The organism is Hymenobacter swuensis DY53 (assembly GCF_000576555.1).
In the GTDB taxonomy this organism is placed as follows: domain Bacteria; phylum Bacteroidota; class Bacteroidia; order Cytophagales; family Hymenobacteraceae; genus Hymenobacter; species Hymenobacter swuensis.
The window spans coordinates 899,686-911,674 of record NZ_CP007145.1 but is presented as its reverse complement, the minus strand read 5'-3'; the positions used below and the strand labels follow the sequence as shown (position 1 = coordinate 911,674).

Genomic DNA, 11,989 nt, shown 5'->3' with positions numbered 1-11,989 from the left:
GGCTACCGGCGGTAAGCGAATATATTGAGCTGCAAATCGTAGGAGCTGGTCGTATGAATCGGGTGCTCCACGAACGGGTGTTTCATCTTCTGCCAAGCAGAGTTGATGTAGTACCGGAAGCCGGCAGCCGACAGCATACTCAGCAACTCCGGCAGCTCCTGGGGCTTATTGCCTGCGCTGTGGTATTCAATAAATAGGTTTTCTACCCAGTGCAGCTCGTCCTGGCAGTCGCGCAGCACATCCATCTCGGCCCCTTCAATATCGATTTTCATGAAATCGATTTTCTCCGTCAGGTACGATTTCAGCCGCACGGCCTTCAGGCTGGTCACCTGGGCCGCATCCACGCCGGCGGGCAGCTCGCCCTCCACAATTTTGCCGCCCAGGCAGTTATCGGGCAGGAAGTGAATAGATCCCGCCTGCTTCCACACGGCCGCGTTCAGTACCTCCACATCATCAAAGCCAAATGCCTTGAGGTTGTATCGGCAGGTTTCGTGGATAATCGGGTCGGGCTCAAAGCCAACTACCCGCGCCTGCGGAAACTGCCGCTTAAAATAAATCAGGCTCAGGCCAATATTGGAGCCACAATCCAGAATATACGGCGTGGATGTTTTGGCCTGAAAGCGGTACACCTCCTGAATAAATACTTCCTCCACATTTTGAACAAACCAAAAAGCGTTGTTACGCTTAATCGATTTACCAAAAAGTGTAGCATTCTGTAATGCGAAGCCAGTTTCCGTATTAAAATACAGAAAGTCACAATACTCATCAAACGTAACACCCAGCTTTTGGAAAGATTTCATATATTGAAATCTAGCCAACGTGTTTTGATGAATTGTTCTTTTCAGGTTGGTCATGTATGTAATTTAAACAGAAACCCAATCATTCAAGCCTGCATCATACTTTTTTATCAGCTTAGCAGGCACTCCGGCAATCATACTATAATTAGGAAATGATTTAGTTACTACCGAATGGCTACCAACTACACAGTTATTACCTAGTATAACACCGGGCAAAATAGTCACCCGATATCCTATGAAGCAATTTTTACCTATTCGGACTCCTTCACCTTTGACTTCTAATGGCTGCTTAGCCGGTGGAATTCCTAATATTGGATTGTATCCATGTCCATGATCTGAAACATAAAAATATTCACTTATAAGCGTATTATCCTCTATCTCAACCGATTTCACACTGACTATGCAGGCATAATTTCCAATTCTTACTTGATTCCCGATTTTGATACTCGGTTGAAATGTATCGCCAGGCAGATAGGAACTAAATGCTCCTAACCAAGCCATTTTTCCAATAGAAGAGTAATCACCAATAATAATCTTATTACCGCCTTCTACATCCATTGGAAGCTCAAACCATGAAGTATATGGCAGAGACACTCCCCATTTATTTCCTGAAGTAAACTTTTGTTTCAAATAAGACTCTATTCTATTAAATAGAAAGGAATTTATCTTATTCTTTACAAAGCCTAACATTTTTCCAGAAATTTAAAGTCAAGATTCACTACACCTGACCACCTGTCATCAAGTACCGTTTCATACCTGCTTAAAACACGAAGCTTAGTATCACTAACCCAATGATCCACTATAGCACCATTAACAGCAATTGCAATATCGACTTCATATTGTGCTGGCTTCAAAGGCAAATTCATCTCGAATAGGTAACTATGTTCTCCCTCCTTAATTGTCAAAAAATCCTCATTATTATCCCGGCTATTAATACCGACAATAATATTATTCTCAGCATCTCGCAGGATAAAGCCAAATTCCACTCTATCGGAATCTTGGCTGCATCTAACATTCAGCTTGAATATAACTGACTCTTTAGAATACGTGGCGTGTACGTTCTCTGAGGTGCCGCTTGTCAGTGACCAGCCAGTAAAGCACACCGGCGTATTCTGCGGAATAGTCTCTCTACCACCGTCCTGCTGACTAGAGTCAATGCTTTGGTATTGTTCCAGCACTTGAGTAATGCCACCAAATGCCTTCACTGTCCCGTTCGACATCAAAAGTCCCTTTTCACACAAATTCTTGACGGACGGCAGGTGGTGACTAACGAACAGCACCGTGCGGCCTTCGTTGCTACTGGCATCCTTCATCCGGCCCAGGCACTTCTTCTGAAACTCAGCGTCGCCCACCGCCAGTACCTCGTCTACGATGAGTATTTCGGGTTCCAGGAAAGCGGAAACAGCGAAGGCCAGACGCACGTACATGCCGCTGCTGTAGCGTTTCACCGGCGTATCGATGTAGCGCTCCACGCCCGAGAAATCCACAATTTCGTCGAATTTGCTGCGGATTTCAGCTTTGGTCATGCCCAGAATGGCCCCGTTCAGGAAGATGTTTTCCCGGCCCGTCAGCTCCGGGTGAAACCCGGTGCCTACTTCCAGCAGCGAGGCAATGCGCCCGCGCACTTTCACGCGGCCCGTGGTAGGAGCCGTTACCTTCGACAGCACTTTGAGCAGCGTAGACTTACCGGCGCCGTTGCGGCCGATGATGCCTAGCACCTCACCCTGGCGCACCTCAAAGTTGATGTCCTTCAGCGACCAGACAAAGTCACTGTCGCCCTTGGTAGTACGGTCGTTGGTTTCCCCGATTTTGGCAAACGGGTCTTCCTTGCCCCGCAGCCGCGCCCAGGCCCGGTTCAGATCGTGGCTCAGCGTACCCGTCCCGATTTCGCCCAAGCGGTACAGCTTGCCCAGGTTTTCAACTTGAATGGCAATATCACTCATACATTCAGCTTACAGCGCACCAATACATCAACCTGACCAAATCAGACGGTATCGGTGAAGCTCTTTTCTACTTTATTGAAAACGATGGTGCCAACGAGCAGGATGATGAGCGTGGCGGCCGCGCTGTATCCTAGGTACCCCCAGCTGAACGTACCGGACCCGAGGAACCCGTAGCGGAACGTTTCGACAATGGAATTCAGCGGATTGGCCAGCAGCGCCCAGCGCAACCAGCCGGTGCGAGCGTTGATGGTAGCCAGCGGATAGATAACCGGCGTGGCGTACATCAGCAATTGAATCCCGAAGGCCAGCAGCATGGCCAAGTCGCGGTACTTAGTGGTGAGGGCACTGAAGATCATGCCCAAGCCCAGGGCCAACAGGCCCATCAGCACTACCAGCACCGGCGTCAGGAGCAGGCAGGCGTTGGGGTGCAGCACATCGGTAGTGAGCATGTAGTAGGCCCACACCAGCAGAAACAACGTCAGCTGAATCCCGAAGCGCACCAGGTTAGACAGCACGATGGACAGCGGCATGGTTAGGCGCGGAAAGTACACCTTGCCGAAGATGGCGGCATTGGTGGTAAATACCGTGGAGGTGGAGGTCAGGGCCTGCGCGAAGTAGTTCCAGATGGTGACGCCAGCCAGATAGAATACCAGCGGCGGCGCATCGCCAATAGGAATTTTGGCAATGCCGTTGAATACCACCATAAACATGATGGTGGTGAGCAAAGGCTGGATAAAAAACCAGATAGGCCCCAGCACGGTTTGCTTATAGGTGGATACGAAGTCGCGCCGCACAAATAGTAGCACTAGGTCGCGGTAGCGCCAAACGTCGGCCAGGCCCAAATCGAGTAGGCGGGTACGGGGCTGGATGACTTCGGTCCACTCTTCCTCTGCCAAGCGGGAGTTGCTCACAGACTTATTCGCCACCGGCGGGGCTTCTACGGTTTGCACAAAGTATGAGGTTAAGGTTTCGCTCTTCTGCTTCCAGAAAACATCCTACAGCCGTGCGCCATTTAGCACATACGCCACGGCAAAGATAGCCAAAGCTTCGCTACCAGTTTTTTCTCTGAGACACTCCCGGCGGGCAGCTACTTACTCACTTGCCCTTTACAGAACATTATACGCGCAATCTGCCATGGTTCGCGCCTCCGTCAGGCGCCCGGTGACGCCGCCGGCCGTTGCTCCTCCACCACGTACATGGGGCGGCGACGTGCGGCGTCGAGGCTGCGCCAGACGTACTCCCCAATGACGCCCAGGGCTATCATCTGGAAAGCGGAAACGAACAGCACAACCAGCATGAGGGTAGTCCAGCCCTGCGGTTCCGGGGCCCCACCCAGGCGCAAGACCACCAGAAAAACACCATACAGCGTGGCTATACCGCCCAGCAGCATTCCCAGCACCGATATAGCACGCACCGGAAAGAAGGAAAAGGACAGCAGCGAATCGACAAACAGCTTGACCTTTTTGCTTAGCGTCCAGCGCGACTTGCCTACCTGGCGGCGGCGGCGGCGGTACGGGATGCTCACGTAAGGGTAGCCCAGCCATACCAGCAGGTAGAACACGTTGCCGTTGCGTTCCTGCATGCGCACCACCTGGTCGCGCAGCTGCCGGTCAAAAAAGACCATATCGAACCCGCCGGAGGGAATGCCGGGCAGTGCAATGCGCCGCATGAGCCAGTGAAAGGTGTTAGCTACCAGCCGTTGGCCAAAGCCTTCTTCCCGGTCGGCGCGGTTGGCCAGCACCAGCTTCAGGCCCTGCTGCCAGTAAGTATACATCTGGGCCAGCAGCTCCGGCGGGTCCTGCAAATCGGCCGTAATGACGGCCATACAGTCGCCCGTAGCGGCGGCCATACCGGCTACAATGGCGTTGTAGGAGCCCACGTTGCCGGCCAGCTTCACCAGCGTCACCCGCTCCGGATACTGGGCTTGCAGGTGCAGCAGTGCCTTCCAAGTACCGTCGCGCGAGCCGTCATCCACCAGTACGTACTCGAAGCTGACTTCCGGGGGGAAATTCTGCTCGTTGGCAATCAGCTCGGGCCCGGTGATGGGGATGTTCAGCTCATTGTAGTAACAGGGAACAATGACGGAGAGCTTGGGCATAACGAGGACAGCAGCAGAAGACAACCCGGCGCTGCAACCAGAACCGGAACGCAAAGATGCGGAATCAAACCCGGCCTCCCGAAGTAACCTTTGCAGTTTCCGACACTTCCGCAGCAGGCATTGACCAGCGGGCGGGGCCGTATAGCCAGCGGACCAAGCCCAACAGAAGCAACAGAATCAGAGTCTGCCACAATAGATACTGGTTGCTGGTCCAGGGGCCAACGTTCATCCAGTAGGCTTGGAAAGGAGAATTCCAGACGTATTCGTTACCGGCACTATCTCCCAGCGGGAACTGGTCGTTGGGTTGCCCGAAGGTGGGGTCGAAGTCGTTGATGCGCAGCCATACCTTCGACTGCACGAGGCACAGCCCGGCAGTGATGGCCACCGCCCATGGGCGCGGCTTCAGCTGCTGCACCACCACGGCCACCACCACCACCAGCACCGGCAGCAGATTAGCCAGCTGCCGCGTTTCGCAGTTTACTGACAGCAGCAGCAGCAGCACAAACAGGCCCCCTATACCCAAGCCCAGTTCGCGTAGAGCATTGCACACACGCCGCCAGTGTAGCATAGCCAGTACCACCGGCAAACCATAATAGTTGCTGTGCGCCACCACCGCCTGCAACGGCCGGCTAATAGCCCCATACACCACATTCACCAGAAAGGTGGCCCCGTTCAGGTGCTCGTTGCCCTGCGTGCCGAGGCCTCGGGTCAGGCCCAGATACGCGGCTACCAGCACGGCCACCAGCCCCCAAGTCTTGGATTGCCAAAGTACCTGTTCGGCAATCCGCCACAGTTCCTGCGGGCTACCCAGCAATGCCCGGGCCAGCGTGTATTGGGTGAAGGCGCAGTAAGCGGTAATCAAGGCAATACTGAGCGGCACCAAGGCTTCTTCCGTCGGGGCAACCAGCATACCCAGGCTGATGTGCTTAACATACACCGTGCCGATGCACAGCCCGGCCAGGGACAGACTACTGGCAGCGGCCCACAACAGGCTCAACGGCCGGTTGCCCTGCGGATTGGCCTGCAGAAAAGGCGGCAGCAGCAGCAGGCACACGTTGTAGTACACAGCAGTAGGCCAGACCAGCAAGGACACCAGGGCCGTCAGCAGCAGCCGGACTGGTTGCCGGGCCAGATGATAGTACACGCTCATCAGGCCCACCAGCAACGCCGTGCGGTCGTAGGTAAACGGTACGTAGGTATCGTACTTCAGCGTGGCGAAGTTGAGCAGTAACCCCAGATACCCACTCCAGGTAGCAGCCCGGTTCAGATGCAGCAGGTGGGATATGCGGTGCCAGTAATATACCAACAGCCCCGCCACCACCACGTTGTACAGTTCAAAATAGCGGAGCATAGCTGCATCTGTAAACGGTAGACCCAGTAGCCGAAACGTGTAATGCAGCAGTCCAAAAGGCAGAATCCGCTGAATGCTGTACGAATTGACGCCCCGCACGAAGACTGTCTGGTAGAAATCCGTAGCTACAGCTTTATAGAAGTAGGCGCCTTCGAAACCGAACCCGTGGTTTACTGGAATGATATCCGGGAATATCATAAACCAGCCCGATACCAGCAGCAACAGCGCCGTAAACACCCACGCCGGATTGCGGTACAGCCAACTCATAAATGTAAAAGCGCGTGAAAGCAACAGCCCAATTATCACTTGCAGACCCTCCTGAATACCTGAAATTACCGAGTACAATTCGTCGGATTGCAAGTGGCGGATGCCAGCATCGGTTGTACGGTACCCGTTGAGTGCTGCATGCCGGGCACAGGCTTACTGCGTGGGGTAGTATGCAATTCTCCCCCGCACAGTGTTTTCCGGAGGGTAACAGGTCCGGGAAATACTGTGCGGGGGAGAATTACGCAACACACCTACTAAAACGTTCGGGGCGTATTGTCGACCTGCCCGTTCACTACGCCGGGCACGTTTTCTTTGAAGTATTCCAGCGTACGGCGCAGGCCTTCCGCGCGGTCAACCTTGGGTTCCCAGCCTAGAATTTCTTTTGCCTTGGTGATATCCGGCCGCCGCTTCATGGGGTCGTTAGTGGGCAGCGGACGGTAATCGGGCTTGAACTCTACACCAGTGAGACGGGCAATTTCCTCCCCGAACTCCTTGATGGTAATTTCATCGGGGTTACCGATGTTGACAGGCAACGGGTAATCAGACAGCAGCAACCGGTAGATTCCTTCCACCAGATCATCGACGTAGCAGAAAGCCCGGGTTTGAGAACCATCACCGAAAACCGTCAGGTTTTCTCCCCGCAGTGCCTGCGAGAGGAAAGCTGGCAGCACCCGACCGTCGTTGAGGCGCATGCGGGGGCCGTAGGTGTTGAAGATGCGGATAATGCGGGTTTCCAGGCCGTGGTGCGTGTGGTAGGCCATGGTAATAGCTTCCTGAAAACGCTTAGCCTCATCGTAACAGCCGCGCGGGCCTACGGGGTTCACGTTGCCGTAGTACTCCTCCACCTGGGGGTGTACTTCCGGGTCGCCGTACACCTCTGAGGTGCTGGCAATCAGGACACGGGCGTTTTTCACGCGGGCCAGACCCAGCAGGTTGTGGGTACCCAGCGAGCCTACCTTCAGCGTCTGAATCGGAATCTTCAGGTAGTCGATGGGAGACGCGGGGGAGGCAAAGTGCAGGATGTAGTCCAGCTTACCGGGCACGAAAACAAACTTCGATACATCATGGTGATGAAACTCAAAGTTTTCCTTGCCGAACAGGTGCTCAATGTTCTTCAGGTCGCCGGTTACCAGGTTGTCCATGGCAATGACGTGGTACCCTTCGGCCATGAACCTGTCGCAGAGGTGCGAGCCGAGAAAACCAGCGCCGCCGGTTATCAGAATTCTTTTTTTGTCAGCCATACTACGTTGATATTTTGGCTAGTAGCAGTTAACTAGTAGCTTTTCTGTGACAGAAGCGAAATCAGGAGAGCCAAGCCAATAGCCAGCAGCTATCAGCGGTTCGCTCCATTAGGCGGGCTCGTGGTGAGCCGTCCGGATACCGATGCAGTGGTAGGCGAAACCAGCTTCCTGCAGCTCGGCAGCATCGTAGATGTTGCGGCCATCGAAGATCACCTTCTGCTTGAGTAACCGGCTCATTACCTCAAAGTTAGGCACCCGAAACTCAGGCCACTCCGTCACGATGAGCAGGGCGTCGGCATCAATAAGGGCTTCCATCTGATCCTTGGCGTAGGTGATGGTATCACCCAGTGAGTGTTTAGCCTCGGGCATGGCCACCGGGTCGTAGGCCGTTACGGTGCAGCCTTCGGCCAGCAGCTTCTCGATGATTACCAGCGACGGGGCTTCGCGCATGTCGTCGGTTTTAGGCTTGAACGACAGGCCCCATACGGCCATTTTTTTGCCTTGCAGCTCGCCGCCAAAGTGCTTTTTCACCTTATCGAACAGCACCTCTTTCTGGGCATCGTTCACGCTTTCCACGGCCTGGAGCACCTGCATCTGATAGCCGTTTTCCTGGGCCGTTTTAATGAGGGCCTTCACGTCTTTGGGGAAGCAGGAGCCGCCGTAGCCGATGCCAGGATAAATGAACTTGGTACCAATACGAGCATCGGAGCCGATGCCCTTACGTACCATGTTTACATCAGCCCCCATGATTTCACAGAGGTTGGCAATGTCGTTCATGAACGAAATTTTGGTAGCCAGCATGGAGTTGGCCGCGTATTTCGTCATTTCTGCCGAGGGAATATCCATGAAGATAATCGGGTGGCCGTTGAGCAGGAATGGCTTGTAGAGCTTGGTCATTACTTCCTCGGCGCGTTCAGAAGCCACGCCTACCACAATGCGGTCAGGCTTCAGAAAATCATCAATAGCAGCACCTTCCTTCAGGAACTCGGGGTTGGAGGCCACATCGAAGTCAATGGCTTCACCGCGTTTGGCCAGGGCATCGGTAATTTCCTTACGCACCTTAGCGGCCGTACCTACCGGAACCGTGCTTTTGGTCACGATAACACCGTAGTTGGTCATATTTTCGCCAATCTCCCGGGCCACACCCAGCACGTACTTCAGGTCGGCGGAGCCATCCTCGCCGGGAGGCGTACCCACTGCAATGAAGGCCACGTCGCAGTCTTTAATGGCCTCGCTGAGTTTAGTGGAAAAGTGCAGGCGGCCGGCAGCCACGTTGCGCGACACCATTTCCTCCAGTCCCGGCTCATAAATGGGCAGAATGCCCTGGTGCAGGTTGTCAATCTTGCGTTGGTCGATGTCGATGCAGGTTACATCAATGCCCACCTCAGCGAAGCAGGTGCCCGTCACGAGGCCTACGTAGCCAGTGCCTACTACTGCAATTTTCATATGAAGAAGTCTATCGGTAGAGTGTCAGAAAATGGTCATGTGTGCCGTCAGGGCACACGGCTAATTTGGCTATTGGTTAGCTAAATAGGCCGTATTTGACGATGCAATAGATGGCGCGGAATCCGTCGCGCCAGCCTATCTTCTTGCCCTCGGCGTAAGTGCGGCCGTAGTAGCTGATGCCCACTTCGTAAATCCGTACGTTGGGGACGCGCGCCATTTTGAGCGTCACCTCCGGCTCGAAGCCGAAGCGTTTTTCCTCCAGCGTCAGGCCCTGCACAATGTCGCGGCGGAACAGCTTGTAGCAGGTTTCCATATCCGTGAGGTTAAGGTTGGAAAACGCATTGCATAGCGAAGTTAGCCACTTGTTGCCGATGCTGTGCCAGAAAAACAGGATCCGGTGAGGCTTGCCGCCCATGAAGCGGGAGCCGTACACCACATCGGCCATGCCGCGCAGCACGGGCCGCAGCAGCACGTTGTATTCCTCGGGGTCGTACTCTAGGTCGGCGTCCTGAATGATGAGGTAGTCGCCGGTGGCTTCCCGGATGCCGGTGTGCAGCGCCGCCCCTTTGCCTTGGTTCACCTCGTGCTTGCGGTACTGAATGGGCAGGTCGGGGTTGGCCACCATGTACTGCTGAATGGCTTGCTCCGTATTGTCGCGGGAGCAGTCATTCACAATGATTACCTCCTTGGTAAAGCCTCCTATCAGCTCCACTGCTTTCACCTGATCCAGAATCAGATGAATGGTTGCTCCTTCATTGTAAGCCGGGATGATGATGGAAAGCTTACGCGGGGGAACGGGTGCCGACATAGTAGAAGGAAAAGCAGAAGGTAAAATCAGGAGATAAAGTGGTAAAAAACGAAGCGGTTATGCCACCATCCACCGCTTCCACCACCACTGAAACACAATGAGGGCCCAGATGCGGGCGTGCACGTCGCCGGGGCTGCTGCTGAAGAGCTGCTTTTTCAGGCCCCGGATGGCATCTACGTCGAATACGCCCTGCGCCTCGATGAAACCATCGGAAAGCAAATCATCTTCAATTAAGGGGCGCAACTCGCCGCGGAACCACTTGAGCAGCGGCACTTCGAAGCCGTGTTTGGGGCGCTTGTACAGTTCCTCGGGCAGCATAGGCCGGAAGGCATCCTGCACAATCTTCTTCTTCATGTTTGCGTCAATCTTGCTGCTGACGGGCAGGGAGAAGGCGAAACGCACCACGTTGGGGTCGAGGAAGGGCGGGCGCACCTCTAGGGAGTTGGCCATACTCATCAGGTCCACTTTGGCCAGCATGTCGTAGGGCAGCACCAGTTTGGTATCGGTGAGCAGTACCTCGTTCAAGTCGCCGTCGGCGTGCAGGTCCTCCAGAATGTCGCGGCGGCGCTTCTCGGCCAGCTTTTTGCCCACTTTACGGCGGGAGGCGGCACTCAGCAGCCCCCGGGTATCCTTCTCGGAGGCAAACGAGGCCCAGTCCCAGTACCGGTCTTTGGGGCCACTGAGCATGCCGCGCGAGAACCGCTGGAACTGGCGAATTTTGTTGCCGAAAAACGAGTTGCGCGACTTGGGCAGCACGTCCCAGAGCAAGTTGAGGCCGGTTACGGCTTCGGCCTTAAAGCCACCTTGCCTCACCTGGAACTCGCCCATATGCTTGTTGTAGCCAGCAAAGATTTCGTCGGCTCCGTCGCCGCTCAGAGCCACAGTGGCTTTCTCACGGGTGCGCTTGCTGAGAATGTACACCGCCAGAGCCGAAGAATCGGCAAACGGTTCGTCGAGGTAGTTAAGGACGTCGAAGATGTGGTCGTAGAGGTCCTGATTCTTGAGCGAGAAAACCGTGTGGTTGGTTTTGTACCGGTCAGCTACCAGCTTGGCGTACTTGGTTTCGTCGAAGAATGGCTCGTCGGCAAAGCCGATGCTGAACGTATTCAGGTGCTGGGTATGGCGCGTGGCCAGGGCCACCACCACCGAAGAGTCAATGCCCCCGCTCAGGAATGCGCCCACGGGCACGTCTGCCACGAGGCGGCGAGCGGTAGCGTCATCGAGTAGCTCCACCAGCTTTTTCTGCTGCTGCTCGTAGCTGGTTTTGTTTTTCTCAACCTTCTTGGGGTCGTAGGGAATCTTGTACCAGCGCTTCTTTACTACCTTCTTGCCCTTCACAAACAGGTAATGGCCGGGCAACAATTTCTTCACGCCTTTGAAGATGGTGGCGGGACCGGGAATGTAGTTGAGCTGCAAATAATGACTCAGCGCCACATAATCTAGCTTGCGCGGAATGCCCAACGCCAGCAACGACTTCATCTCGGAGGCAAACAGCAGCTTGTCCTCGTCGCGGTACACCAACAGGGGCTTCTCCCCCATCCGGTCGCGGGCCAGGAAGATGGAATCTTCCTCCTTATCATAGATAGCGAAGTCGAAAAAACCGTTAAGCTTTTTCAGAAAGTTACGACCCTCCGATATGTAGAGGTGCAGCACGACTTCGGTATCGGTCTGGGAGTGGAAGCGGTGGCCTTTGGCTACCAGCTTCTGCCGTAGCTCTTTAAAATTGAAAATTTCGCCGTTGAAGACGATGGTATAGCGGCCCGACTCATCGGTCATGGGCTGGTTGCCATCGGCCGAGAGGTCGAGGATGGCCAGGCGCCGGAAGCCCAGGCCGCACCGCTCGTATATAAAATGTCCCTGAGAGTCAGGGCCACGGCTGACGATGGCGTCGGTTGAGGCGCGTAGCGAGGCCAGCGAATTGCGACCTGCGTCGGTAAAAGCGAATACTCCGGAGATTCCACACATAAGGCGGGCAAAAGTACGAACTATCGGGACTTGAGTTCTTAAAAACTACCGCGCACGCCCGCAACCAAAGCCG

10 protein-coding genes are annotated in these 11,989 nt (G+C 54.7%); all 10 read right to left on the bottom strand.

Going from position 1 to position 11,989, the window contains the following annotated elements; translation table 11 throughout:
* Positions 1-2: 2 nt before the first annotated feature.
* The 10 genes from HSW_RS05355 to asnB all read right to left on the bottom strand — a co-directional run bounded on the left by HSW_RS05355 (position 3) and on the right by asnB (position 11,916).
* Positions 3-800 (bottom strand): FkbM family methyltransferase, encoded by a 798-nt coding sequence (locus HSW_RS05355; protein ID WP_052346142.1) that lies wholly within the window; start codon positions 798-800, stop codon positions 3-5.
* A gap of 63 nt (positions 801-863) precedes the next feature.
* The gene (locus tag HSW_RS23415) at positions 864-1,487 is read right to left on the bottom strand and encodes an acyltransferase (protein WP_081768260.1); all 624 of its coding nucleotides are present in this window, start codon (positions 1,485-1,487) and stop codon (positions 864-866) included.
* Positions 1,481-2,740 carry an ABC transporter ATP-binding protein gene (locus HSW_RS23730; RefSeq protein WP_081768259.1) on the bottom strand — a complete coding sequence of 420 codons (1,260 nt, stop codon included), beginning with the start codon at positions 2,738-2,740 and terminating at the stop codon, positions 1,481-1,483. Before HSW_RS23730 ends, HSW_RS23415 begins: the two co-directional genes overlap by 7 nt.
* A gap of 41 nt (positions 2,741-2,781) precedes the next feature.
* The gene (locus tag HSW_RS05345) at positions 2,782-3,690 is read right to left on the bottom strand and encodes an ABC transporter permease (RefSeq protein WP_231501356.1); all 909 of its coding nucleotides are present in this window, start codon (positions 3,688-3,690) and stop codon (positions 2,782-2,784) included.
* A 200-nt stretch (positions 3,691-3,890) separates the two neighbouring features.
* The gene (locus HSW_RS05340) at positions 3,891-4,838 is read right to left on the bottom strand and encodes a glycosyltransferase family 2 protein (protein ID WP_044001120.1); all 948 of its coding nucleotides are present in this window, start codon (positions 4,836-4,838) and stop codon (positions 3,891-3,893) included.
* A 64-nt stretch (positions 4,839-4,902) separates the two neighbouring features.
* Positions 4,903-6,456 (bottom strand): hypothetical protein, encoded by a 1,554-nt coding sequence (locus HSW_RS05335; RefSeq protein ID WP_044001119.1) that lies wholly within the window; start codon positions 6,454-6,456, stop codon positions 4,903-4,905.
* A 254-nt stretch (positions 6,457-6,710) separates the two neighbouring features.
* Positions 6,711-7,697: a UDP-glucuronic acid decarboxylase family protein gene (locus HSW_RS05330; RefSeq protein ID WP_052346141.1), complete on the bottom strand. Its 987-nt coding sequence runs from the start codon at positions 7,695-7,697 to the stop codon at positions 6,711-6,713.
* Between the two features lie 108 nt (positions 7,698-7,805).
* Positions 7,806-9,143, bottom strand: coding sequence for a UDP-glucose dehydrogenase family protein (locus HSW_RS05325; RefSeq protein ID WP_044001118.1), 1,338 nt, complete (start codon positions 9,141-9,143; stop codon positions 7,806-7,808).
* A gap of 76 nt (positions 9,144-9,219) precedes the next feature.
* Complete coding sequence (locus HSW_RS05320; RefSeq protein WP_044001117.1) at positions 9,220-9,951, bottom strand: glycosyltransferase family 2 protein; 732 nt, start codon at positions 9,949-9,951, stop codon at positions 9,220-9,222.
* 57 nt (positions 9,952-10,008) lie between these two features.
* Complete coding sequence (gene asnB / locus HSW_RS05315; protein ID WP_044001116.1) at positions 10,009-11,916, bottom strand: asparagine synthase (glutamine-hydrolyzing); 1,908 nt, start codon at positions 11,914-11,916, stop codon at positions 10,009-10,011.
* Between the last annotated feature and the right edge of the window lie 73 nt (positions 11,917-11,989).